This is a genomic window from Comamonas denitrificans (genome assembly GCF_017368815.1).
Classification (GTDB): domain Bacteria; phylum Pseudomonadota; class Gammaproteobacteria; order Burkholderiales; family Burkholderiaceae_C; genus Comamonas; species Comamonas denitrificans.
Genome location: NZ_JAFNME010000024.1, coordinates 1 through 24,581 on the forward strand (window position 1 = coordinate 1; position 24,581 = coordinate 24,581).

Genomic DNA, 24,581 nt, shown 5'->3' on the forward strand with positions numbered 1-24,581 from the left:
CCCCGCCGCCCCGGCCACCACCCCACCGGATGATGATTTCGGCTTGGGCGCTCTGGACTTGCCCACCGCAGAGGCGGCCACTGCGCCCCCAGCGGTGACCGATGCCCTGCCAGACTTTGCCGCAGACTTTGGCCTGGATGGCTTGGATCTGGACCTGCCCTCCAGCCCATCGACCGAGGCCGAGACCACCGACAGCAACGACCCCCTCAACACCAAACTCGATCTGGCCCAAGAGTTCTCCATGATTGGCGACTCTGAAGGCGCGCGCACCCTCATCGAAGAAGTGCTGAGTGAGGCCCAAGGCACCTTGAAAACCCGGGCCCAAAAAATGCTCAACGAGCTTGAATAATGACTACCCTTCTCCCTGCTCTGCAAGGCCTACTATGCGCATCGCCTTAGGGGTCAGCTACAACGGCAGCCGCTACCAGGGCTGGCAAAGCCAGCCCAGCGGCAACACCGTACAAGACCAACTCGAAGCGGCCCTGGGCCGCTTTGCTGCTGAAAAAATCAGCACAACCTGTGCGGGCCGCACCGATGCTGGGGTTCACGGCCTGATGCAGGTGGTGCATTTCGACACCCGATTGCAGCGCTCGCCCAACTCCTGGGTGCGCGGCACCAATGCCTTTTTACCCCGTGACATTGCCGTACACTGGGCCCGCGAAATGCCCAACAGCGCCGACGGCCGCCCCAGCTTTCACTGCCGCGCCCATGCAACGGCCCGCCGCTATGCCTATGTGCTGCTGCAATCGCCCGTGCGCCCCAGCATTGAGGCCGAACGCGTTGGCTGGGTCTTTTTGCCACTGCAGGCGCACGCCATGCAGCAAGCGGCGCAAGCCCTGCTGGGGGAGCATGATTTCTCCTCCTTTCGGGCCTCGGGGTGCCAGGCCAAAACCCCCATCAAAACCCTGCACCGCATTGACATCTCCTTCACCCCAGCCGGCCACGCGGCAATGCGCGAAGACCACGCCATGCCCTGCGGTTACTGGCGGTTTGAATTTGAGGGCAGCGCTTTTTTGCACCACATGATCCGCAACATCATGGGCTGCCTGATCTACATCGGCCAAGGCAAGCAACCGGCGGCTTGGATGCAGCAGGTGCTGCAGGCCCGCTCACGCGATGCGGCCGCCCCCACCTTCAGCCCCGATGGGCTGTACTTCCTCGGCCCGGTGTACGACGCGCATTGGAATCTGCCCAGCAGCACCCCCGCTTTTGCCTGGTTGCCGGGCAGCCCCTTATGAAGAATGGTTCTGAGCCCATGCCACCCCGCACCCGTATCAAAATTTGTGGACTGACGCGCGAGGAAGATGTCGATGCCGCCGTCGCCGCCGGGGTCGATGCCCTGGGTTTTGTGCTCTACGCGCCCAGCCCACGTGCCGTCACCGCCCTGCGGGCCGCCCAATTGGCACGGCGCTTGCCGCCCTTTGTCACGCCGGTATTGCTGTTTGTCAATGCAAGCCCTTTAGATGTTATAGCTGCTTGCGCTTTGGTGCCGGGCGCTACAGCACAATTCCATGGCGATGAGTCCCCTGAGCAATGCTGGGCAGCTAGCGATTTTGGAAGAATCCCCTATCTGCGCGCCGCCCGCATTCCGCTGGGCCCCAACGCCCGTGCGTTTGACCTCGTAGAATACGCATCTCGTTACTCTCAAGCCCAAGCCATCTTGCTCGATGCCCACGTAGAGGGCTACGGCGGCGGCGGGCACGCTTTCAATTGGTCACTGCTACCACCAAACGTCGCTGCTCACCTCGTTTTATCTGGTGGACTCACACCTGCAAACGTGACCGATGGCGTGCGCTTGCTGCGCCCGCGCTGCCGCTCGCTGGCCGTTGATGTCAGCTCCGGCGTGGAAGCCTCCGCGCCCAATGGCAGCCCTCTTAAAGGCATCAAAGATGCCGCCAAAATGAAGCAATTTATCGCCGCCGTACGGGCGGCCGATGTCCCCCTTTAGAGTACTGATCGCATGTTTAACTACCACTACCCCGACGCTGCCGGCCACTTTGGCCCCTACGGCGGCAGCTTTGCCAGCGAAACCCTGACCTTTGCCCTCCAAGAGCTGCGCGATGCCTGGGCCCGTTACCAGAACGATCCCGAATTTCAGGCCGAATACCAGCGCGAGCTGGCGCATTTTGTCGGCCGCCCCTCCCCCGTGTACCACGCCCAACGCCTGAGCGAAGAAATCGGCGGCGCACAAATCTTCTTGAAGCGCGAAGACCTCAACCACACCGGCGCGCACAAGATCAACAACGTCATCGGCCAGGCCATGCTGGCACGGCGCATGGGCAAGCCGCGCATCATTGCCGAAACCGGCGCTGGCCAGCACGGCGTGGCCACGGCCACCATCTGCGCGCGCTACGGGCTGGAATGCATCGTGTACATGGGTGCTGAAGATGTGAAGCGCCAAAGCCCCAACGTCTTTCGCATGAAGCTGCTGGGCGCCACCGTGGTACCCGTCGAATCGGGCAGCAAAACCCTGAAAGACGCGCTCAACGAAGCCATGCGCGACTGGGTGGCGAATGTGGACAACACCTTCTACATCATCGGCACCGTGGCGGGCCCTGCCCCCTACCCAGCCATGGTGCGCGACTTTCAGCGCGTAATTGGCGAAGAGTGCCTGACGCAAATGCCCGAGCTGCTGCGCAGCCTGCAGCTGGCGGGCGAACAGCCCGATGCCGTGGTCGCCTGCGTGGGCGGCGGCAGCAACGCCATGGGCATCTTCCACCCCTACATCCCCCTGGAAAAAACCCGCCTGATTGGCGTAGAAGCGGCGGGCGAGGGGCTGGATACCGACAAGCACGCCGCCTCGCTGCAAAAAGGCACGCGCGGGGTGCTGCACGGCAACCGCACGCTGATCCTGCAAGACCAAGACGGCCAGATCACCGAAACGCACAGCATCAGCGCCGGCCTGGATTACCCCGGTGTCGGCCCCGAGCACGCCTGGCTGCAAGAGCTGGGCCGCGCCCAGTACGTGGGCTGCACCGACAGCGACGCGCTGGCCGCCTTCCACCGCCTGTGCCGCACCGAAGGCATCATCCCCGCGCTGGAATCGAGCCACGCCGTGGCCTATGCCATCCAACTGGCCCAAACGATGCGCCCCGATCAATCCATCCTGGTCAATCTCTCGGGCCGGGGTGACAAAGACATTGGCACCGTGGCCGACTTCTCGGGCGAAGATTTTTACGACCGCCCCTCCATGCGGGGACTGAAGGTCAAAGGAAGCGACAAACTATGAGCAACCGCCGCATCACTGCAACATTCGACAAACTGCGCAGCGAAGGCCGCCAGGCGCTGATCCCGTTTGTCACCGCCGGCTACCCCTTTGCCGCCATCACCCCGGGGTTGATGCACGGCATGGTCGAGGCAGGCGTGGACATCATCGAGCTGGGCGTGCCCTTCTCCGACCCCATGGCCGATGGCCCCGTCATCCAAAAAGCGGGAGAACGCGCCATTGCCAACGGCGTGAATCTGGCCAAAGTGCTGGGCTACGTGCGCGAGTTCCGTCAGAAAAACCAGCACACCCCCGTGGTGCTGATGGGCTACGCCAACCCCGTCGAGCGCTACGACCTGCAGCATGGCGAGGGGGCCTTTGTGCGCGATGCCGCAGCTGCCGGCCTGGATGGCATGCTGGTGGTCGATTACCCGCCCGAAGAATGCCAAGACTTTGCCGCCGCCCTCAAAGCCCACGGCATGGACATGATCTTTCTGCTGGCACCCACCAGCAGCGACGCACGCATCCAGGAAATTGCCCAAATCGCCAGCGGTTACGTTTACTACGTCTCGCTCAAAGGCGTGACCGGCTCGGCCGCGCTGGATACCGACGATGTCGCCCGCATGCTGGCGCGCATCCAACAACACGTCCACATCCCTGTGGGCGTGGGCTTTGGCATCCGCGATGGCCAAACTGCCCACACCGTGGCCCAAATGGCCGATGCGGTCATCATTGGCAGCCGCATCATCCAGCTGCTGGAAGACCAGCCGCACGAAAAAGTCATCCCCCTGGCGATCGACTTTCTGCGTGGCATCCGCAAAGCAATGGACGCATAATGCCGCCCTTGGCCAGCACCAGAACTGTTCTGGGCGCTGGCCACTCTCGCTAGATTGAAGGAGGAGCCATGTCCTGGCTTGAAAAGCTGCTGCCCACCAAGGCCCAAGCAACCGAACCCAAGGAACGCCACCAGCAAATTCCTGAAGGCCTGTGGGTGAAATGTCCCTGCTGCGAAGCGGTGCTGTACAAAACCGATTTGCAAAAAAATCAGAACGTCTGCCCCACCTGCAGTCACCACCACCGCATCAACGCCCGCGATCGCCTGAACCACTTCATGGACGGCGAAGGCCGCTACGAAATCGGCCAAGAAGTCATCCCCGTCGATGCCCTCAAATTCAAAGACAGCCGCAAATACCCCGAGCGCCTCAAAGAAGCGCTGGAAAACACCGGCGAAACCGATGCCCTGGTCGTCATGGGTGGCACCGTCAAAGGCATCGAGCTGGTCGCCGCGTGCTTTGAGTTCGACTTCATGGGCGGCTCCATGGGCTCCGTGGTGGGCGAGCGCTTTTGCCGGGGCGTGGAAACCGCCATCGAGCAAAAAGTCCCCTTCATCTGCTTTACCGCCACCGGCGGCGCACGCATGCAAGAAGGCCTGCTCTCGCTCATGCAAATGGCCAAAACCAACGCTGCACTCACGCGCCTGGCACAAAAAGGCCTGCCCTACATCAGCGTGCTTACCGACCCCACCATGGGCGGTGTCTCGGCCGGTTTTGCCTTTGTGGGCGACATCGTCATGGCCGAACCCAACGCCCTGATCGGCTTTGCCGGCCCGCGCGTGATTGAAACCACCGTGCGCGTCAAACTGCCCGAAGGCTTTCAGCGTGCTGAATTCCTGCAAGAAAAAGGCGCCGTGGACATGATCGTCGATCGCCGCGAACTACGCGAGCGCATCGCCAGCAGCCTGGCCATGCTGCAGCGCCTGCCCGCTGACGCCATCATCTGATTATTTTCATAGCTACCAGCGCCCGCCAGGCCTAGCTTTGCGGGCGTTTTTTTATATTTTTCACACCGCTGCCCGCCTATGTCCGACCGCCTTGCTGTTTTGCCCCAATACCTGCTGCCCAAACAGGCACTTACCCAACTCATGGGCAAACTCGCCGGCCTGGAAGGCGGCAGCGCCACCACCGCCGTCATCCGCTGGTTCATCCAGCGCTACAAGGTCAATATGAGCGAAGCGCTGGAGGCCGACCCCGCCGCCTACAAAAGCTTCAACCAATTCTTCACCCGGCCCCTGCGCCCCGGCGTGCGCCCCCTGGCCGATGCAGACTGGGTCTGCCCCGTCGATGGCGCCATCAGCCAGCTGGGCCGCATCACCGGCGCTGCGGGCGACCAGATTTTTCAGGCCAAAGGCCACCACTACAGCACCCAGGCCCTGGTCGGCGGCAATGCCGCCCTGGCCGCGCAATTTGCCCACGGGCACTTTGCCACCATCTACTTAAGCCCGCGCGACTACCACCGCATCCACATGCCCTGCGCCGGGCGGCTGCTGCGCATGATTTACGTGCCCGGTGAGCTGTTTTCGGTCAATCCCACCACCGCCCGGGGCGTTCCCGGCCTGTTCGCCCGCAACGAGCGCGTAGTCTGCGTGTTTGAGGGCGAATTTGGCCCCTTTGTGCTGGTGCTGGTCGGTGCCACTATCGTCGGCAGCATGGCCACCGTCTGGCACGGCGTGGTCAATCCCCCGCGCCCCGGCACCTTGCGCGACTGGGATTACCAGGCGCAAAACATCCACCTCCACCGTGGCGATGAAATGGGCCGCTTTCTGCTGGGCTCCACCGTCGTACTGCTCATGCCCCAAGGCGATTTGCACTTCACTGCCGACTGGCAGGCCACCCGCCCCGTGCGCCTGGGCGAAGCCATGGCGCAGCAGGGCTAGCGCCCCTGCTGCAGCGCACGCGCAGATTTCCAACCCCAAGTGCCGCCCAGCCCACGCTGCGGCGGCACTTTTTATGCCTTGGACAGGCTCTCGACACAACGTGTCGCTGCGGCTGCTTACATTGGCTTGCACGGCCCGGCGCTCAGCGCCAAGCCCACCCCCCAAGCCAACAACGGAAAGAAGCCCATGTCCTCTTTTTGCTCTCAATGCGGCAAACCCTACCCTGAACACGACCCATCCTGCCTGGTACATCGGCTCGCGCAGCAAGCTTTGCCACCCCTGGCGAAAAAAACGCCCTTTTCCAATGCCGCCCCAAAGCCAGCGAATAACGAACCCCATGCGGCCCAACCATGCACACCCGTGAACAAAGCGGCCCCGCATGCTTTCGGCCCTCTGAATAAATTTATTTGGATATTGGCCTTTGCGCCGCTCATTGGCATGGTGCTTGAATACGCTATTGCCCATATTTTTTACAGCAGCAGTTACGCCGCCAATGCCGCTGTGGGTAATGGATATTTTTTCTGGGTCACGCTCTTATTGAATATTGGACTGTGTACGCTGGATGAAAAACATTTAAGAAACCACAGCATTAACACCCAACCCATTGGGGCAGCTTGGCTGGTGCCGGTGTATATCTTTAAAAGAAGCAAACACCTGCAAGACGGCCCGGTGTATTTTTACCTCTGGATCGGCACTTTGGTAACTGCCGCTATTTTCAGCATTTAATCGAACGGAGATTCAAAATGTCGCACCTCTTTTGCACCCACTGCGGCCAACAGATTGCCGCCACCGACCGGCATTGCCCCCACTGCGGCACCATGCAAACTGCCGTCATCCCCCCTCTTGCTGTGCCTGGGAAAAAAGCCGTACCAGACGGCATTCGTGGCTGGTCTTGGGGGGCGTTTCTGCTCAGTTGGGTCTGGGCCATTGGCAACAAAACCTGGATTGGCCTGCTCGCCCTCATTCCCTACGTTGGTCTGATCATGGCCATCATCCTGGGCATCAAAGGCCGGGAATGGGCCTGGCAAAACAAAGAATGGGACAGCATCGAACACTTCCAGCGCGTGCAAAAACAATGGAACCGCTGGGCCTTCATCATCGTAGGTGCCCTGCTGGTCATCGGCCTGCTCGCCGGCATCGGCATCGCAATGTACGAAGAACATGCCCCATCCACCCACACCTCCCAAGCGCAAGACATCCCACCCCCAGCACCCACTGCAGCCAGTGCCCCAGCAAGCACCCCATTTGCGCAGGCATTCGATGAACCCCTAACGCACTCGGCCAGTGCGCAGAAATATGAGCCTGTTTTTCTCTCTGAGAATGATGACGGGCATCTGTTCAAAATATCCAGCTACCCCAAAAAAATCATCTACAAGAATACCAATCTTCTGGATTATTTATTTGAAGATACTGACATGATCGGTTATCTGGCATTTGAAAAAACTTACCAATTTGGCGAAAACTATATTTTCATCATATCTACCGGAGAGAATGGAAACTCCTGCCCCGCCACCACTTACGCCTTTCAGGTAGATACAGCCGCCAACCGCATCTCTGACAAGCACGAAATCGACGGCTGCTCAGAAAACGTAGAAACTTTTTCCGAAGGCAACACGCTGATGGTCAAAAAAGAAGGCAATGCCAGCATTTTCTACAACGGCGAAGTTCAGTAATCTGATCATCCGATCATCCGATCATCCGGTCATCCCCCAAAATTCAGAAAGCCCCACCATGAGTTTTTGCCGAGGCTGCGGCACCGCGCTGCACGAAACTGCCCCCACCTGCCCGCACTGCGGTGCGCCCCAAAACCTACCGTCGGCCGAGCCCCCCGGCACGCTCTGGCTGCCCGTACCGGCGCTGATCGTGGGCATCCTGGCGCTGCTGGCGGCCATCGGTTTGGCCGACTCCGCACTGATCGACCCAGATGAATACGTGGGCACCCTGCTGTTCGCCGGCATCGCCATCATCCTGGGGGCCATTGGCACCTACCAGCAGAAAAAAGGCCGGGGCCTGTCTATTGCGGGATTGGTACTGGGCGGCCTGGCCTTGCTCATCAGCCTAGGTGTTTAAAACAAGAGCTTATAGCGCTTATTTTTAATAGCTTTTTATGGTTTAAAGCCAATAAATCCATTAAACACAAGCGCCACAAGCTTCTTTTTTTGCGCTAACTCCTGGCATAGGCATGCAGCCGCTGGTATCGCAAAACACCGCAATAAGTGCGGCAGAATGCATCTAACAAATATTTACATCAAGGCGGAAAAATTACTCAGCATGCGGCACACCCTGTCGCACCCCATTTTTACAGTACGCCACACTGCGGCCCCTTGTTATGGACGGACCCTGACCATGCCCAACCACGCCCTTGTCACTGCAACGACTGCCGATACCAAAAGCGAAAAACTCGCACAACGTCTGTCGCGCATCATTGCCCGTCTGCACCAGGGCGAGCACATCGACAAACACCAGCTGGCGGCTGAATTTGGCACCACCATCCGCACCATCGAGCGCGACCTGCACCAGCGCCTGCACGGCATCGCCGAGCGCAACGCCCAAGGTCAATGGCAACTGACCCTGACCGCCCGCAGCACCATCCCGGCGCGACACCTGCACGGCTACGCCCGCATGGCCGGCACCGAGCGCCTATTCCCCGATGCCAGCCTGCCCTACCTGCTGGGCCAGCTCAACACCCCCGAACCGCACCGCGCCACCCACGTGCAGCCCGTACCGCACGAAGACCTGGGCGGAGGCACCCGCACCTTCGCGGCGCTGCAAGCGGCCATCGAGCAGCAGCACACCTGCCACTTCACCTACAAAACCAAACCGCGCCACGCCCACCCCTACCGCCTGATCCACAAAAACGGTGTCTGGTACCTGGCCGCCGAAGAAGCAGGCCGCCTGAAAAACTTCAGCGTCGCACTCATCGAACAACTGCAGGTGGACAGCAGCGCCCCCTTCACCCCCAAACGCACGCACCTGGACTACATCGCCAACAAAGACGACGTGTGGTTTACCGAACAAACCACCGAAGTGCTACTGCGCATCGCCCCCGACATCGCCCACTACTTCGCCCGCCGCCAGCTGCTGCCCCAACAGCAACACCGCCAAGACAGCGATGGCTCTTTGCTGGTCACCACCCAGATCAACCACATCAACCAGCTACTACCCGTGGTACGCTATTGGCTACCGCATGTGCGGATTATTCAGCCAACAGATTGGAGAAAGCGATTGATTCAAGATCTTAAGGAGGGAATTAATTTATTAAAAATATAAAGACTTTAAAATTAATTAAATTATCTTTTATAAAAGATATAATTTTCAAACAAATTAAACAGGGGTTAATTAATGAAAAAAATCTACATCAAAAATCCAGAAAAATTTTTACCTACTGGTGACACAAATTGCAATTTATTTTGCTGGTAAATAAGTTTACAAATATGAAAAGAATAAGTTTCCAAAATAGTCATCAATTCTCTTTGATTGATTTTGTTTGCAACGTTAACATACCATGCTCATGAAAAAAATTACCTTTCTAAAACAATCAACTCCATCTTCCATTGATTTCTTCTGCAATTCAAATTTCACTAGCTGCAGCGGTTAAACAAAATTAAATAAATTTATTAAAAGAGAGTCCTCCTCTCTTTTAATACAAATAATATGACATCAATATATAAAATACCATACTGGGTAACAAAAACAAAAACAAAAAATCAATTGTTTTTGTTTAATTGGAAAAACAATAAATCAGTAATTATTTATGATGAAAATCATCCAGCAAACACTCTAAGCGAGCAAAAAATAATTCAGAGAGAAAATTTTTACTCGGAAGAGTATTTATCAGATATAGACTGGCTAATTGAGAGCTCATTCTTACAACTAGAATCTGAGAAAAAAGAAGAAAATTTCACGCCAAAGAAAAAAATTAGCCAACAAGAACTACATCTAATCATTCTTCCCGCAGGAGAAGCTTGCAACTTAAATTGTGTTTATTGCTACGAAAATCATAACTACAAGAAACGAATGAATGACTCTGACTCAGACAGGTTAATTTCATTTATAAAAAAACAAGGCTCAGAACTAGTAAATATTGAGTATTTTGGCGGTGAACCGATGCTAAACATGAAATTCATTGAGGATTTCTCCAAAAAGCTCACTAAAAATAAAATAAAATATCATGCCGGCATTACTACAAACGGCACATTACTATCAAAACAAAATTTAGAAAAACTCCACAAATCTGGCGTAAAATCTTTCCAAATAACTATTGATGGAGCCCGGAATTTACACAATAAACTAAGAATTTCAAATAGCAAAAATCTTAACTCTTATGAGTCTGTATGCAATGCATTAAAAAATATTCAACAATCCTGCCATTCAGATATAAATTGCGTTGTTAGAATAAATTCAAACAAAGAAACGATACAAAAAGAAAATCTCTCAACTTTCATCAAAGATATAAAAAATATCATACCACCAGATGACCATAGATTTCTTATTTTTCCAAAGCCTATAGGCGATTATCTCAGCGCAAACTTGAAGGATAATTCAAAAGCACAAAGTACATATTGTGATAAATCTAGCGCGAACGAGGTCACAGAAATCTTAGAGAAAGCCTTTTTCAACCAAGGTTACTTATTGGCAGATCCTATTATGCTGACAAAAAATAAAGGATATGCCTGCTATGCAGGAAATGAAAATAGCTTTATCATAAACCCTGATTTTTATATTTACAAATGCACTGTAGCTCTCGACGACCCAATTAATAATGTCGGAAAAATTCTAGAAGATGGAAGTTTATCAATAAATGAAAATTTTCATTTATGGACAAAAGACTATTCAAATGAATCTTGCGGAGATTGCTTTGCAAATAAAACATGCACCGGAAATTCTTGTCCGTTAATCAATATAAAACTTAATGAAAAAAAATGCCCTCCATTTAAAAACCAAATAGACAGTACTACATTTAAATTAGTCAAATTTTACGAAAGAGTATCAAATGCCTAAATTTTCCCAATCAATCAACCTGTCAAACCAAATAACCATAGTATTAAATGGCGATTTTTCACTAAAAATAAGTCCTTCCCCAGACAACTCCGATCATATAAATTTAATCAATTACAAAAAAGACAACTTCTCTAGAAAAATAACCTCAGACCTAATAGAAATCAACGTATCAGAAGTAGAGTTGGAAGGTCAAAAACACTTTGATAAGTTTAATTCTTCCATAGAAAAAAAACAGGGCGTATTATCCAGCATCAGTTCTTTTATATCAGATGCTATTGAATACAAAAATTTTGTAGAGGAGAAAAAAAATAATATTGTATTAGAAATTTTATTAAATAAAAAAAATGAAAAAGAAATATTAATAATATCAAAAAATCTTTCTGTAACATTCGGAGAAATTCATACAGAATCAATAAAAATTAAATCTGGAAATCTTAACTTCCAACATGGGAAACTAATCTCAAGATCTATTGAAATAAATTCCGGGAATATTAAAGGTATGACTATATTCAATCCAGGAAACAAAAATATAAAAATTACCTCCTCTAATGGAAGTTTGACAGTAAATAAAAATCCCGAATTCAATGGACTGATTGAATATTATGGAAATAATCTAAAAACAATTAATGCCCCAAAAAATGGAGATATAAATTCTGGGCATTTTTATACAAAACTAAATAATGGAAAAATAATTTTCAATGAAAATTAATTCAAGGCATAGTACACACCAATACTATCCCCTGAAATAAAAATAAATATGCACTGCTTAATCAATCGCATTACCAACTGCTTTGTAGTAAATTGATTTATTAGGTATTAGGCTTCGAGTGCACTAATTAATCATACGAAACAATCGTGCAATCACCTCTTGAAAGAAGTAAAAAACTCCACATCGACTCCGTTCGCTTACTTATAAAAATAAAAACGTTACAGAGATATAGGTAGTGCAATTTTTTTATTCCAATGGCTCCACCGAAATCACTAAATACTTTTTTGACAATGTAATTTCATAATGGACTAAACCATGCCCATCCCCCCACCCCCACGCCAATACCACTGCCCTGCCTGCCACTGGAGTAAGACCGTCGCCCCGCGAAGCGATGTACTGATGCCGGGCCACGACACCTTTCATAGCTGCCCCAAGTGTGGGCACGCACCGCTGGATTCCCAAGCGGCGGATGGCTGGGCAGCGGGTGTGGGGCAGGCGCTGGACGTATTGACCCAATGGCTCAAACGCTGAACTGACCATGAACACCAAAGCCACCCCAATTGCCCCCACCCCTACGCTGGCCACCCTCAGCGCCCGCCACCAAGCCCAAATTGCCCAGCAGCGCACGCCTTTCACCCTGCGCATACACCGTGCCTTGAGCTGGCTTAAGCGGGCTGAGGCGGCAGGGGAAGATGACGATGTGGCCTTTATCTGCCTGTGGATTGGCTTCAATGCGGCTTATGCACAGGATTTGGGTGAAGGTGGCGGTACGGCGGCCTCTGAGCGGCAGACGTTTCGCAACTTCATGGCCGATTTGTGTGCGCTGGATGGCGACAAGGCACTGGCCAAGCTGGTGTGGCAAGTGTTCCCCGGCCCAATCCGCGTGCTGCTGAACAATCAATATGTGTTTCAGCCGTTTTGGGATGCGCACAGCAACCCGCGCAGCGATGGCAGCATTCCCGACCATTGGCGCGAGGCGTTTGATGAGGCGCGCCAGCGCGTGCATCGGGCGTTGGCGCAGGAGGATACCGAGCGGGTGCTGTACGAGGTGTTTGTGCGCCTGTACACGCTGCGCAACCAGCTGATGCACGGCGGCGCGACGTGGAACAGCACCGTGAACCGCGCCCAGGTACGCGATGGCCGGGCGCTGCTGGCGCGGGTGTTGCCCGCCATGCTGGGCGTGATGATGAACCACCCCGCGCGCTTTGAGGGCCGGCCGTTTTATCCGGTGGTGCCAGACGCACCCTCTCCCACCAAACGCAGCCCCCTGCAATCACCCCCTTTCAAAAGCACTGCCGCAGACCGCTGAGGCCGCCTTTGTCACCTTAAATGCTAATATTTTTACTTTTAAAAGTAAAAAATGACAAAATATTAGCACTATGGCCAAAAAAACCGCTCCTCTGCTGCCGACCACCAACAAGCTCCTTGTCGAGTTTGGGGAGCGGCTCAAGCTTGCGCGGCTGCGCAGAAAGCTGACAGCCAAGCAGGTTGCCGAGCGTGCAGGCATGTCTGCCATGACACTGCGCTCGTTGGAGGCCGGTGGGGCCGGCGTAACAATGGGGGCCTACCTTTCTGTCATGCAGGTACTTGGGCTGGCAAATGATCTGGCCAAGCTAGCCACTGAGGACGAGCTTGGACGCCAGCTCCAAGATGCACGGCTGAGAAAAAACGCAACAACACCCCCTGTATTAGCCCGGCAAACGGGTGACACCCAGGTGAAGAGCGTGCCGCGCAATCTACCGCCCGTAGATATGGGGATGGCGGACAGCTCCAGCGCGGGACGCGCTTTGGATGACGCAAAAAGCACATCGGCTCTGAGTGCGTTGCTCAAAAAGCCCCAACGCAAGGGGAGCGCCGAATCATGAGCAAGATTGCCGTCTATGCGGACTGGGAAGGGCTGCACGGGCCACAGCGGCTTGGTTTTCTGCACAGAAGGACTCGCGCGAGCGAACTGTTTGACACAGCAGCGCGTGCTCTTTTGCCTGGCGTGACCATGCTGCGCTGTGGTTCAGCCTGGGCGCGGGTGTTGCCCGCCATGCCGGGCGTGATGATGAACCACCCCGCGCGCTTTGAGGGGCGGACGTTTTATCCGGTGGTGCCAGACGGGGGGCGACGCTGACAGAACGTATCCGTGGGCACCGAGAACTGAATATTCTTAAAAAGTGGGCCAAAGAACTACGAATGCACGCTACGCAGCGATGTGATTCGCATCATCTCGGCCCGCAAGGCCAATCAACGGGAGATTCAGCGCCATGAAAACAGTACGCCACAAGATTGATTTGCCCCGTCCCGCAACGGTACCTGCGGGGCGCGTGGATATAGCCCGTGTGGATGCCACGACAGAGGCGGACATCGCTCGGCATATTGCCGAGGACGAGGCCCAGTCAAGGCAGGATGCCGCCCTTTTTGCGCAACGGGTGCGCAAGCGCCTGGGGTTGAGCCAGGCGGAGTTCTCTGCCCGCATCCACGTTTCGCTGGACACCATTCGCAATTGGGAGCAAGGCAAGCCCGCCCCCACCGGGGCGGCCAAGGCGTTGCTGCGGATTCTGGACAAAGCACCCGAAATGGCTCTGGCGGTGTTGTAAGAGCGTGTTCAGCGCACCCCCCTACTCCCCCAAATACGCCGCGCGCACTTTGGGGTCGTGCAGCAGGTCGCGGGCGGGGCCTTGCAGGGTGAGTTCGCCCGATTCGAGCACGTAGCCGCGCTGGCTCACTTCCAGGGCGAGGCGGGCGTTTTGCTCGATGAGCAAGATCGTCACGCCTTGCTGGGCGATGTCTTCGATGACTTCAAAGATTTTGTCCACCATGATGGGGGCCAGGCCCATGGTGGGCTCGTCCAGCAGCAGCAGTTTGGGCTTGGACAAAATCGCCCGGCCCATGGCCAGCAGTTGCTGTTCGCCGCCGGACAAGGTGCCCGCCGTTTGCAGGCGGCGCTCGGCCAGGCGCGGAAAGCGCTGGTACACCTGTTGCAGCTCTTGGGCAAAGTTGATTTTGTCTTGGCGGCTGTACGCGCCCATGTGCAGGTTTTCTTCAATGGTCAGCTGCGGGAAAATGCCGCGCCCCTCGGGCACCATGACCAGGCCCTGGCGCACCATGGCGTGTACGGGTTGGCCCGCCAGGCTGCGGCCCTGGTAGTCGATGCTGCCAGCGGCCAGGGGCACCAGGCCGCAGATGGCCCGCAGCGTGGTGCTTTTGCCGGCACCGTTGGCCCCGATCAGCGCCACCCGCTCGCCGGGGTGGACGTGCAGGTTGAGCTGGCGCACGGCGCGGATGCCGCCATAGGCCACGTCCATGTTGCGGATGTCCAGCAAGGGCGTAGAAGCGGTGGGATGGCTCATGGTTGGGCGCTTTCTGCTGCAGAAGGATTGGACAAATTATTAGGAGCACTATCCGCTTGCTGTGCAAGGTCTTGCGCAGCTCCTTTACCTAAATATGCTTCAATCACGCGCGGGTCACGCTGCACTTCTTGAGGCAGACCATAGGACAGCACCTGGCCGTATTCAAGCACCAGCACGCGGTCGCACATGTTCATGACCAGTTTCATGTCATGCTCAATCAGCAGCACGGTGATGCCGTCGGCGCGGATTTTTTCAATCAGGGCGCGCAGCACCACCGTCTCGGACGGGTTCATGCCAGCGGCCGGTTCGTCCAGCGCCAGCAGGGCCGGGCTGGTGGCCAGGGCGCGGGCAATTTCCAGGCGGCGCTGGTCACCATAAGACAGGGACGAGGCCACCTCGTTGGCCACATGGCCGATGCCCACGTAGTCAAGCAGCTCCAGCGCCCGCGCTTGCACGCGGGCCTCTTCGTCGCGGGTGGCTTTGTTGCGCACCACCGCGCCCCACAGGCCCGCCTTGGTGCGCAGGTGCTGGCCGATCATGACGTTCTCCAGCGCCGTCAGCGCGGAGAACAGGCGAATGTTTTGAAATGTTCGCGCCAGGCCTTTATCGGCAATCTGGTGGGGTTTGAGCCGGGTCAGCTCCACGCCCTGAAAGTTGCAGCTGCCCGATTCGGGGATGTACAGCGCGGTCATGACGTTGAACAGCGTGGTTTTGCCCGCACCGTTGGGGCCGATCAGGCCGAAGATTTCGCCTTTGCGGATCTCAAAGCTCACGTCTTTCAAAGCCTGCAGGCCGCCAAAGCGCTTGCTCAGGCCCTGGGCCACCAACAGCGGCTCGCCGGTTTGGAGGGAGGATGCGGGGGCGCTCATGCGGGCTGCTCCTTACCACGGTTGAGTTCGCGCTTGCGCACTTGCGAGGGCCACAGCCCCTCGGGCCGGAAGATCATGATGGCCACCATGGCCACGCCAAACAGCAGCATGCGGATGCCGTCGGGGTCAATCACCACTTCGCCAAACAGCGTTTCTTGCAGCGGCACGACGATGCTGCGCAGCACCTCCGGAAAGATCGAGAGCAAGATGGCCCCGGCCACCACGCCCGGCACATGGCCCATGCCGCCCAGCACCACCATGCACAGGATGGCGATGGATTCGGTCAGGCCAAAGCTTTCGGGGCTGACAAAGCCTTGCATCGAGGCAAACAAACACCCCGCCACGCCGCCAAAGCTGGCCCCCATGCCAAAGGCCATCAGCTTGATGCTGCGGGTGTTGATGCCCATGGCCTTGGCGGCCACTTCGTCCTCGCGCACGGCTTCCCAGGCGCGGCCCACGCGCGAGTTTTGCAGGCGAATGCAGACAAAGATGATGAGGATGACCAGCGCCAGCAGCAGGTAGTAGTACTTTTCTGGGCCGGTGATGCGAAAGCCCAAAATCGTCTCAGGGCGGCCCAGCGCCCATTCACCGATTTTGAAGGTATCGACCCGATTGATGCCCTGGGGGCCGTTGGTGATGTTCACCGGCGCATCCAGGTTGTTCATGAAGATGCGGATGATCTCGCCAAAGCCCAGCGTCACAATCGCCAGGTAATCGCCGCGCAGCTTGAGCACCGGAAAGCCCAGCGCAATCCCCGCCGCCGCCGCCAGCGCCACACCGATGGGCAGCACCATCCAAAACGGCAGGTGCAGATCAAAATGCGGCGAAGCCAGCAGCGCCCAGGCATAGGCCCCCACGGCATAAAAGGCGATGTAACCCAAATCCAGCAGCCCGGCAAAGCCAACCACAATGTTCAGCCCCAGAGCCAGCATCACGTACAGCAGGGCAAAGTTCAGGATGCGAATCCAGCCCTGCCCGGCCGTGGCCCCCAGCAAAAAGGGCAGCACCAACAGCACCGCGCCAATGGCAAAGGCCCCCAGCCAAACTTTGGCCGGTGTGCGGTCTTGGGAAGTGGAAAGTGTGTGCTTCATGCGCGGTCTCCCGAACGTTCACCCAGCAGGCCCGAGGGGCGAAAAATCAACACCACCACCAGCACGATGAAGCTAAACACGTCTTGGTAATGGCTGCCAAACACGCCATTGGTCAGGTTGCCGACATAGCCCGAGCCCAGCGCCTCGATCAGCCCCAGCAGCAAGCCGCCCAGCATGGCACCGCCCAGGTTGCCAATGCCGCCCAGCACGGCAGCGGTAAAGGCTTTCAGGCCCAGCATGAAGCCCATGGTGTACTGGGCCACGCCGTAGTAGCTGGTAATCATCACCCCGGCCACCGCGGCCAGGGCCGAGCCAATCAAAAACGCTGCCGAAATCACGGTGTTGATGTTCACCCCCATCAGCCCGGCCACTTCGCGGTTTTGCGCTGTGGCGCGCATGGCCATGCCCAGGCGGGTTTTGTGAACCAGCAGCAGCAAGGCGGCCATGATCAGCGCCGAGCCCAGCATGATCACAATCTGCAGCAGGCTCAGGCGGGCATCGCCCAGCTGGAACACGCTGGGCTGCGCCAGCTGGGGAAAGTTCAAGTAGTTGCGGCCCCAGAACATCATGGCCACGTTCTGAATGATGATGGACACGCCAATGGCCGTAATCAGCGCCGCCAGCCGGGGCGCACGGCGCAGGGGACGGTAGGCGATGCGCTCGGCCGTCCAGCCCAGCGCCATGCACACGGGAATCGACACCACCAGCGCTGCGCCAATGGCCACAATGGCCGACACATCGCCGTAGTGGCCCACCAGCGCCAGCACGATGCTGGTGGCCACCATCGCACCCACCATCACCACGTCGCCGTGGGCAAAGTTGATCAGCCCGATGATGCCGTACACCATGGTGTAGCCCAGCGCCACCAGCGCGTACACGCTGCCGGCGGTCAGGCCATTAATAATTTGTTGGAGAAAAATATCCATGACAGTCGCGCCGCACGGCGGGGTCAGGCCAAGGGAAACAGGCTGGGGGTGAGAGCCACAACAGCACACCCACCCCCAGCCCGAAGAACCTGCGGCAGCGTCAGCACCGCAGGCAAATGTCAAGGGGAATTACTTGGCCGAATCGACGATGGTTTTCACCTCTTCCCACTTGCCACCTTTCACGGTGTAGATGGTTACGGCCACTTCGTTCAAATCACCGTTTTTGTCGTAGGCGATGTGGGCACTGGTGGCACCGCTGCGCTTGAGGTTGGCCAGCTTGGGCAGGTATTTGTCCGCCTTGGCCGAACCGGCCTGCTCCATGGCAGCGATCATGTTCCACGCGCCGTCATAAGCGTAGGGGGCATACACGCCGGGATCGACCTTGAAACGGGCTTTGTAGGCGGCGGCAAACTGCTCGCCCTGGGCCATGGTTTTCAGTGGCACACCGGCCAGCGAGGCGTAGGTGCCGTTGGCCGCTTCACCGGCCAGTTTCAAGAAGGTGTCGCTGCGCGTCATCTCGCCCGACACCAGCGGCTGGGTAATGCCCAGGGTCTGCATCTGGCGGCGCATGGGGCCGGACTGCGCATCCAGGCCGCCAAAGAAAATCGCCTCAGCGCCCTTGGCCTTGATGCTGGTCAGGATGGCGGTGAAGTCGGTCGCTTTGTCGGTGGTGTACTCGCGCGCCACAATCTCGCCACCGGCGCGTTTCACGGCGGCAATCACCTGGTCGGTCAGGCCCTGGCCGTAGGCGGTGCGGTCGTCAATCACGGCCACTTTCTTGGCTTTCAAGTCTTTCACAATGAACACCCCCACGGCCGCGCCCTGCTGGGTGTCGCTGGTCATCATGCGGAAGGTGGTGTCATAGCCTTGCAAGGTGTACTCCGGCGAGGTGGCCATGGCGATTTGGGGGATGCCCGCATCGTTGTACACGCGCGAGGCGGGAATGGTGGTGCCCGAGTTGAAGTGCCCCAGCATGCCATGGACCTTGGCGTCGGCAATCTGCTGCGCCACCTGCACGGCGGTGCGCGGGTCGGCCTGGTCGTCCTTGGAGACCAGCACAAACTTGGCCGTATCGCCATCGAGCTTGATGCCCTTGGCGTTGGCCTCTTCCAGCGCCAGGGTCAGGCCGTTGCGCATGTCTTCACCGTAGTGGGCCTGGGGGCCGGTCAGCGGCGCAGCAAACCCTAAGCGCACGGTGGTTTCGGCCTGGGCGGTGCCCACCAGGCCCGCACAGGCCAGCGCGGCGCTGACGGCCAGAGTCTTGATCTTGAAAGCGGAAGAAGGGGTCATGCTGCGTTGCTCCTTGGTTGAAAAGATGCGCGATTGTAGGGAGGTGCAACCGAATGAAACACTAGGGTTTTCCTGGTTTTTGCAAAACAGGCACAACCCTAAAAACCAAAGGTGCAACCCTACAGCAGCCATGGTTTTACCATTTAAGTAATAGCTATAGCCGCTTGATATTTCAATGTTTTATTGTGTTTTTAATAAAAAAATCAATAACTGCAAGCGCAAACAGCTCTTATTTTAGGAAGGCATAAAAAAACCCGCGCCAGCCGGGAAGGCGTGCGCGGGAAGGAGTTTGCAAGAAAAATCAGTGGACTGGCAGCCGCTTAGAACTCGTAGGTGCCCGACACCCACAGGCGGCGGCCTTCCTGTGGATTGCGGTAGCGGTTGCTGTAGGCAACGGTAGCGCCGTTTTGGTAGGCGGCGTAATCCACAAAGTTTTTGTTGAACAGGTTGTAGATAGCCCCGTTCAGCACAAATTTAGGCGTTACCCGGTAGCTGCCGCCAATGTGGAACTGGGCATAGGCCTTGTAGTTGCCCAATGCCTGGGTGGCTGCATCGGTGGCCGGGTTGCCACGGTAGCGTTCGCTGCGGTATTCCGCACGGGCCCAGGCGCTCCATTGGGCGCTGGGTTTCCAATCGACGCGCAGGTTCACGGCGTGCTTGGGCGTGTCGGTCAAGGGCAGGCCGGCGCTGGCACCGCTTTTTTGCTCGCTCTTGGTGTAGGTGTAGTTGGCGCTGGTGCTCCACTGCTTGTTGAAGGCATAGCGGCCATTGAGCTCCACACCGCGCGTGACGGCGCTGTCGATGTTGATCGACTGGCCAAATTCCGCAATCCCAGGCCAGTTGCCCACGTCCACGCAACCGGGCTGGTTGGGGCTGGCGGCCCAGGAGCAGTTGGCCACCGGCTCGCCCGTGGCGATCTTGTCCTTGAATTTGTTGTTGAACAGGGTCACGCCCCCGGCAAAACCGCTGTGCTGCGCATCGTCAAAGTGAACGCCCAGCTCGGTGCTGCGGCTGGTTTCAGGCTTCAGGCCCGGGCTACCGATCAGCGGCAACTGCCCTTGGCGGCCAAAGCCGTTGATGCCCGGCGTGAGTTGCTCCACACGCGGGGTTTTGTAGCCATTGCTCACGCCGCCCTTCACCGTCCACTGCGGTGCCAGGCTCCACACCCCGTACACCCGGGGGCTGACTTTGCTGCCAAAGGCGCTGTGGCGGTCATAGCGTGCGCCCAGGGTGAGTTTGAAGGTGTCGGCCAGGCTCCATTCGTCTTCGGCAAACAGGGCTTTTTGCGTAAAGTCAAATTGCACCGGCGCCACGCCATCTTGCATCTGGGCCTGCCAATACTGGCCGCCGAGGGTGGTCAGGTGGTTGCCCCAGGGCATGACCAGCTTGGTATCCAGCACCTTGCTGGTGGTTTCCAGTGTGCGCGGGGTGCCGGCCCCAGGCACGCCGGGGGGAATCAAGCGGCCAATGGTTTCGGTGGTGCTCTGCATGTAGCTGGTGTCCCACACACCAAAGCTGTAGCGCCCGGTGTGCGCCAGGCTCCACTGGTCACGCGTGTACTTTTGCTCCGGGGCGTAGCCGCCGGTGCCCAGTGTGCCCAGCTGGCCGCGTGCGTTGTCGTAGGTCTGGCGGCCTGTCTCCACGTCCAAAATGATGTCGTGCTGGCGGTTGGGCGTGAGCGACAGGCGGGCACCAAAGGTGTTGATTTTGGATTTCACCGGGTTGGAGCCCATGGTAGGCACCACCAAACCACCTCCATTGTTCACATAGGTGATGTCTGCGGCCTCACGGTGCGCCGTGCTGCCGCGCAGGGCCAGGCCCAGCAGGTCTTGCTTAATCGGGCCGCTCAGGTAGAACTTGCCGCCGTAGGTGTCGCCAAAGGCCGATTCTTCTTGCAAGCTGCCATCCACGGTGATGGAGCCGCCCCAGGTCTTGCCCACTTTGCGGGTGATGATGTTGATCACCCCGCCCATGGCATCCGAGCCGTACAGGGTGGACATGGGGCCGCGAATCACTTCAATGCGCTCGATGGCCGACACCGGGGGAATAAAGCTGGTCTGCGTGCCACCAAAGTCGTTCGGGGCCACATTGCCGGCCGAGTTTTGGCGGCGACCATCAATCAAAATCAGCGTGTAATCGCTGGGCATGCCGCGAATGCTGATGTTGGGGCCGCCGGTTTTATCGGTGCCTGCGCCCACGTCCACGCCTTCCACATCTTCCAGCGCTTGCGCCAGATTGCTCACCCGCTTTTCTTGCAATTGCTCGCGTGAAATCACGGTGATGGAAGCGGGCGCTTCTTTGATGTCCTGCTCAAACCCCGCAGCCGACACCACCACTTCCGACAAGGTGGTGGCCGTGGCCGTCGTCGCCGCCTCTTGTGCCCCCACCGAGGCGCACACCAGTGCAGCAGCCAAGGCCACCCAGGTGCGCTGGCACTGAGCGGCGGGCCGCCCTCCCTGTCCTTGCAAGATTCCCATTGCCATATAAAAAACTTTCTCAGCCCAACAGCTGGTTTTGAAATGAAAAAATCTGAAAAAACCCAACAAAAGCCCCCGGCTTCTTGTGGGCCCGTCGTGCAATAGGGCGTGATTATTACGATAAATAATGCGAATCGTTCTTATTTTGTTTGCGAAGCATGCAGAATGTTTCTTATTTGCAACAAATTTCTATGACGCGTGCTTTCTTTTGACCCACGGCAAGCTTGTGCCCCCTGGCTGCCACACCCTGGGTAAAACCCTCCCCATAATGCGGGCCCATGTTTGAGTGCCTGCGCCGCCGTCACCGCCACCTCCGTACTTGGGTACTGGGGCTGTTTGCGGCGTTGTGGCTGGTGGCCCTGTCCTCGGCGGCCCCCACCCGCATGGCGCTGCCCCTGCTGGCCAATGGGGGACAGGCCAGCTTCAGCATGGCCGAGATGGGGTTTTGCGGCATGCCCCCGCAGGCCGACGAATGGGCCGCCTGGCTGGGGGAAGACCCCGGTGCCGACCCATCCAGCACCCCCAGCGCCCACTCCCCGGCCTGTTTGCTGTGCATTGCCATGGCGGCACCCGGGCCGCTGCGCCTGCCCCTGTACCGCCCGCCGCTGCTCGGGGCGCTGCCCCTGCTGGGCAACCCCGATGCCCCGCTGCACGGCTGGCTGGCCCAGGCCCCTCTGCCCGCACGCGGGCCCCCTCTCCTGCACGGTTGAAACGCGGGCGCTCACGCGCTCAGGCCGCAGGCAAATCTTGCAGGTGGGCACGCAGCTGCCTTCGCAGCGCCCCTGCACCCGCACTGCCAGCGGCCCTTCTTGTTCAACACACAACGCTCCCCCGCAATGCCCGTACAGCGCGGCAGGCTGGAGCGTGGAGAGACTTGGTCATGCAAAAAACTACGGCACACACAACCGTTTTCGTCCCGGCAGCACGCGCTGTTCGGCCCTTGTTGGCATCCCCTTTGGCCCTGGCGTGCGCCGCCCTGTTCGCCCCGCTGGCCCAAGCCCAAGACAGTGCCCCCACCCATACGCTGGATGAAGTGCTGGTCACCGCCGTCCACGACCACTCGGCCGTCCAAGTGGTCACCGATCCGAAAATCCCGCGCCAGCCCATTCCGGCCAGCGATGCCGCCGATTACCTCAAAACCATCCCCGGCTTTGCCGCCGTGCGCAATGGCGGCAGCAATGGCGACCCGGTGTTTCGCGGGCAGTTTGGTTCACGCCTGGCACTGCTGACCAATGGCACCCAAATGCTGGGGGCCTGCCCCGGACGGATGGACGCACCCAGCGCCTACATTGCGCCCGAGACGTTCGACGTACTCACCCTCATCAAAGGCCCGCAAACCGTGCTGTGGGGGCCGGGGGCCTCGGCCGGGGTGGTGCGCTTTGAGCGCGAGCGCCCCGACTTCAGCAGCGGCCCGGTGAATTTCACCGCCAGCGCTCTGGGCGGCAGCGCCGGGCGCAACGACCAAAATGCCGATCTGGCCGTAGGCAACAGCCAGTACTACGCCCGCCTGAGCGCCAACCATTCGCACGGCCAGGACTATGAGGATGGCAACGGTCAAACCATCCCCTCGGCCTGGGACAAATGGAACGCCGACCTGGCCCTGGGCTGGACACCCGATGCCGACACCCTGGTAGAGCTGAGCGCCGGTGCCGGTGACGGCTGGGCCCGCTACGCCGCCCGGGGCATGGACGGCACGCAGTTTCGCCGCGACAGCGTCGGCCTGCGGCTGCAAAAGAAAAACCTTACGCCCTGGCTGACCAAGGTCGAAGCCCAGTTGTATCGCAACACGGCCGACCATTTGATGGACAACTTCCAGCGCCGCACCACCCCTGCGGGCAAGATGGCCATGGCCAGCAACGTCAAGCGCGTCGTCACCGGGGGCCGCATCGCGGCGACCTTGCAACCGACCCCGGCGCTGACCGCCGACATCGGCCTGGACCTGCAGCGCAACACGCACGAAGGGCGCAGCGGCATGGGCATGAGCTACCTGAACAAGCCGTGGGTGCGCGATGCCAAGTTTGCCAACCTGGGCCTGTTTACCGAGCTGCGCTGGCAAGCCGCGCCCAGCACCCTGTGGGTGGGTGGCCTGCGCCTGGACCGGGCCGAGACCTGGGATTACCGCAATCCAGCCCTGACGGGGCAGCGCAAGGAAAGCGCCCTGCCCAGCGGCTTTGCCCGCTGGGAGCACACCCTGGCCAGCGGGGCCACCACCTACATCGGCCTGGGGCATGTGCAGCGCTTTCCCGATTACTGGGAGCTGATCTCCCCGGGCAACAGCACCCCGGCCGCCGGCAACGCCTTTGCCACGCTGGAGCCAGAAAAAACCACCCAGCTGGATGTGGGTGTCAACTGGAAGGGGCAGAACTGGCAGTTCTGGACCTCGGCCTACGCCGGCATGGTGCGTGACTTCATCCTGTTCGACTACACGGGCGGGGCCAGCAAGGTGCGCAACGTCGATGCCCGCACCGCCGGTTTCGAGCTGGGCGGCAGCTACAAGCTGGCACCGGCCTGGACGGCGCAGGCCACTCTGGCCTACAGCTGGGGACGCAACAGCAGCGATGGCACGGCCCTGCCGCAAATGCCGCCGCTGGAAGCGCGCCTGGGCCTGGACTACGCCCAGGGCCCATGGACGGCCGGGGCACTGTGGCGCCTGGTGGCTGCGCAGCACCGTTACGCACTGAACCAAGGCAACGTGGTCGGCCGCGACTTTGGCGCCAGCAGCGGCTTTGGCACCCTGGCCTTGCACGCCAGCTACCGTGTGCAACGCAATATGAAAGTCACGGTCGGGGTGGACAACCTGCTGGACAAAGCCTATGCCGAGCACCTGAACCGCGCTGGCGATGCCGGTTTCGGCTTTCCGGGCAACACCCGGGTGAATGAGCCCGGACGCACCCTGTGGCTGCGGGCGGATATGCAGTTTTAAGCCCTAGCTTTTCAGCATAAAAAGAGCTGGTAGCGCTTA

Annotated in this window: 26 protein-coding genes and 1 pseudogene; 21 read left to right on the forward strand and 6 right to left on the reverse strand. The window is 58.0% G+C overall.

Annotated features, from left to right (window positions below; all coding sequences use genetic code 11):
• The 19 genes and pseudogenes from J1777_RS10765 to J1777_RS10850 form a co-directional block, all read left to right on the forward strand.
• Window positions 1-349, forward strand: a 349-nt coding sequence (locus J1777_RS10765) for a FimV/HubP family polar landmark protein (protein ID WP_278253535.1), incomplete at its 5' end; no start/stop codon positions are given.
• 34 nt (window positions 350-383) lie between these two features.
• Window positions 384-1,238, forward strand: coding sequence for a tRNA pseudouridine(38-40) synthase TruA (truA, locus tag J1777_RS10770; protein ID WP_207575698.1), 855 nt, complete (start codon window positions 384-386; stop codon window positions 1,236-1,238).
• A gap of 17 nt (window positions 1,239-1,255) precedes the next feature.
• The gene (locus tag J1777_RS10775) at window positions 1,256-1,948 is read left to right on the forward strand and encodes a phosphoribosylanthranilate isomerase (protein WP_242700500.1); all 693 of its coding nucleotides are present in this window, start codon (window positions 1,256-1,258) and stop codon (window positions 1,946-1,948) included.
• A gap of 12 nt (window positions 1,949-1,960) precedes the next feature.
• Window positions 1,961-3,229: a tryptophan synthase subunit beta gene (trpB, locus tag J1777_RS10780; RefSeq protein WP_207575700.1), complete on the forward strand. Its 1,269-nt coding sequence runs from the start codon at window positions 1,961-1,963 to the stop codon at window positions 3,227-3,229.
• Window positions 3,226-4,041: a tryptophan synthase subunit alpha gene (trpA, locus tag J1777_RS10785; protein WP_207575701.1), complete on the forward strand. Its 816-nt coding sequence runs from the start codon at window positions 3,226-3,228 to the stop codon at window positions 4,039-4,041. The genes trpB and trpA overlap by 4 nt, the downstream gene beginning before the upstream one ends.
• A gap of 68 nt (window positions 4,042-4,109) precedes the next feature.
• Window positions 4,110-4,985, forward strand: a complete 876-nt coding sequence (gene accD, locus J1777_RS10790; protein WP_207575702.1) for an acetyl-CoA carboxylase, carboxyltransferase subunit beta — start codon at window positions 4,110-4,112, stop codon at window positions 4,983-4,985.
• A gap of 78 nt (window positions 4,986-5,063) precedes the next feature.
• Window positions 5,064-5,918, forward strand: a complete 855-nt coding sequence (gene asd, locus J1777_RS10795) for an archaetidylserine decarboxylase (protein ID WP_207575703.1) — start codon at window positions 5,064-5,066, stop codon at window positions 5,916-5,918.
• Window positions 5,919-6,104: 186 nt separating this feature from the next.
• The gene (locus J1777_RS10800; RefSeq protein ID WP_207575704.1) at window positions 6,105-6,644 is read left to right on the forward strand and encodes a hypothetical protein; all 540 of its coding nucleotides are present in this window, start codon (window positions 6,105-6,107) and stop codon (window positions 6,642-6,644) included.
• A 17-nt stretch (window positions 6,645-6,661) separates the two neighbouring features.
• A pseudogene (locus J1777_RS14585) lies at window positions 6,662-6,733 on the forward strand (zinc-ribbon domain-containing protein); the annotation flags it as partial.
• Between the two features lie 3 nt (window positions 6,734-6,736).
• Entirely contained in the window at window positions 6,737-7,591 is an 855-nt protein-coding gene (locus J1777_RS10805; protein ID WP_242700501.1) for a hypothetical protein, read from the forward strand.
• A gap of 58 nt (window positions 7,592-7,649) precedes the next feature.
• Entirely contained in the window at window positions 7,650-7,988 is a 339-nt protein-coding gene (locus tag J1777_RS14360) for a hypothetical protein (protein ID WP_242700502.1), read from the forward strand.
• A 276-nt stretch (window positions 7,989-8,264) separates the two neighbouring features.
• Window positions 8,265-9,188, forward strand: coding sequence for a helix-turn-helix transcriptional regulator (locus J1777_RS10815; RefSeq protein ID WP_207575706.1), 924 nt, complete (start codon window positions 8,265-8,267; stop codon window positions 9,186-9,188).
• A gap of 384 nt (window positions 9,189-9,572) precedes the next feature.
• Window positions 9,573-10,919 (forward strand): radical SAM/SPASM domain-containing protein, encoded by a 1,347-nt coding sequence (locus J1777_RS10820; protein WP_207575707.1) that lies wholly within the window; start codon window positions 9,573-9,575, stop codon window positions 10,917-10,919.
• The gene (locus J1777_RS10825; RefSeq protein WP_207575708.1) at window positions 10,912-11,628 is read left to right on the forward strand and encodes a hypothetical protein; all 717 of its coding nucleotides are present in this window, start codon (window positions 10,912-10,914) and stop codon (window positions 11,626-11,628) included. The genes J1777_RS10820 and J1777_RS10825 overlap by 8 nt, the downstream gene beginning before the upstream one ends.
• Before the next feature lie 315 nt (window positions 11,629-11,943).
• Window positions 11,944-12,159, forward strand: a complete 216-nt coding sequence (locus J1777_RS10830) for a hypothetical protein (RefSeq protein WP_207575709.1) — start codon at window positions 11,944-11,946, stop codon at window positions 12,157-12,159.
• A 7-nt stretch (window positions 12,160-12,166) separates the two neighbouring features.
• Window positions 12,167-12,937 carry a HEPN domain-containing protein gene (locus J1777_RS10835; RefSeq protein WP_207575710.1) on the forward strand — a complete coding sequence of 257 codons (771 nt, stop codon included), beginning with the start codon at window positions 12,167-12,169 and terminating at the stop codon, window positions 12,935-12,937.
• A gap of 70 nt (window positions 12,938-13,007) precedes the next feature.
• The gene (locus J1777_RS10840; RefSeq protein WP_207575711.1) at window positions 13,008-13,493 is read left to right on the forward strand and encodes a helix-turn-helix domain-containing protein; all 486 of its coding nucleotides are present in this window, start codon (window positions 13,008-13,010) and stop codon (window positions 13,491-13,493) included.
• The gene (locus tag J1777_RS10845; protein ID WP_207575712.1) at window positions 13,490-13,747 is read left to right on the forward strand and encodes a hypothetical protein; all 258 of its coding nucleotides are present in this window, start codon (window positions 13,490-13,492) and stop codon (window positions 13,745-13,747) included. Before J1777_RS10840 ends, J1777_RS10845 begins: the two co-directional genes overlap by 4 nt.
• A gap of 133 nt (window positions 13,748-13,880) precedes the next feature.
• Window positions 13,881-14,213 carry a helix-turn-helix domain-containing protein gene (locus J1777_RS10850; RefSeq protein WP_242700503.1) on the forward strand — a complete coding sequence of 111 codons (333 nt, stop codon included), beginning with the start codon at window positions 13,881-13,883 and terminating at the stop codon, window positions 14,211-14,213.
• 21 nt (window positions 14,214-14,234) lie between these two features.
• Here the strand turns inward: J1777_RS10850 and J1777_RS10855 are convergent, their stop codons facing one another.
• From J1777_RS10855 to J1777_RS10880, 6 genes are all read right to left on the reverse strand, one after another.
• A complete protein-coding gene (locus tag J1777_RS10855) occupies window positions 14,235-14,966 on the reverse strand; it encodes an ABC transporter ATP-binding protein (protein ID WP_207575713.1) in 732 nt (243 codons plus the stop codon).
• Window positions 14,963-15,835 carry an ABC transporter ATP-binding protein gene (locus J1777_RS10860; RefSeq protein WP_207575714.1) on the reverse strand — a complete coding sequence of 291 codons (873 nt, stop codon included), beginning with the start codon at window positions 15,833-15,835 and terminating at the stop codon, window positions 14,963-14,965. The genes J1777_RS10855 and J1777_RS10860 overlap by 4 nt, the downstream gene beginning before the upstream one ends.
• Window positions 15,832-16,926, reverse strand: coding sequence for an ABC transporter permease subunit (locus tag J1777_RS10865; RefSeq protein WP_207575715.1), 1,095 nt, complete (start codon window positions 16,924-16,926; stop codon window positions 15,832-15,834). Before J1777_RS10865 ends, J1777_RS10860 begins: the two co-directional genes overlap by 4 nt.
• Window positions 16,923-17,852, reverse strand: coding sequence for a branched-chain amino acid ABC transporter permease (locus J1777_RS10870; RefSeq protein WP_207575716.1), 930 nt, complete (start codon window positions 17,850-17,852; stop codon window positions 16,923-16,925). Before J1777_RS10870 ends, J1777_RS10865 begins: the two co-directional genes overlap by 4 nt.
• A gap of 129 nt (window positions 17,853-17,981) precedes the next feature.
• Window positions 17,982-19,142, reverse strand: a complete 1,161-nt coding sequence (locus tag J1777_RS10875; RefSeq protein WP_207575717.1) for a branched-chain amino acid ABC transporter substrate-binding protein — start codon at window positions 19,140-19,142, stop codon at window positions 17,982-17,984.
• Between the two features lie 320 nt (window positions 19,143-19,462).
• Window positions 19,463-21,619: a TonB-dependent receptor domain-containing protein gene (locus J1777_RS10880; RefSeq protein WP_207575736.1), complete on the reverse strand. Its 2,157-nt coding sequence runs from the start codon at window positions 21,617-21,619 to the stop codon at window positions 19,463-19,465.
• Between the two features lie 278 nt (window positions 21,620-21,897).
• Here J1777_RS10880 and J1777_RS10885 point away from each other — a divergent pair, with 278 nt between their 5' ends.
• Both J1777_RS10885 and J1777_RS10890 read left to right on the forward strand, forming a co-directional pair.
• On the forward strand, window positions 21,898-22,329 hold the full coding sequence (locus J1777_RS10885) for a hypothetical protein (RefSeq protein WP_207575718.1): 432 nt from the start codon (window positions 21,898-21,900) through the stop codon (window positions 22,327-22,329).
• A 170-nt stretch (window positions 22,330-22,499) separates the two neighbouring features.
• Entirely contained in the window at window positions 22,500-24,542 is a 2,043-nt protein-coding gene (locus tag J1777_RS10890) for a TonB-dependent copper receptor (protein ID WP_207575719.1), read from the forward strand.
• Window positions 24,543-24,581: the final 39 nt, after the last annotated feature.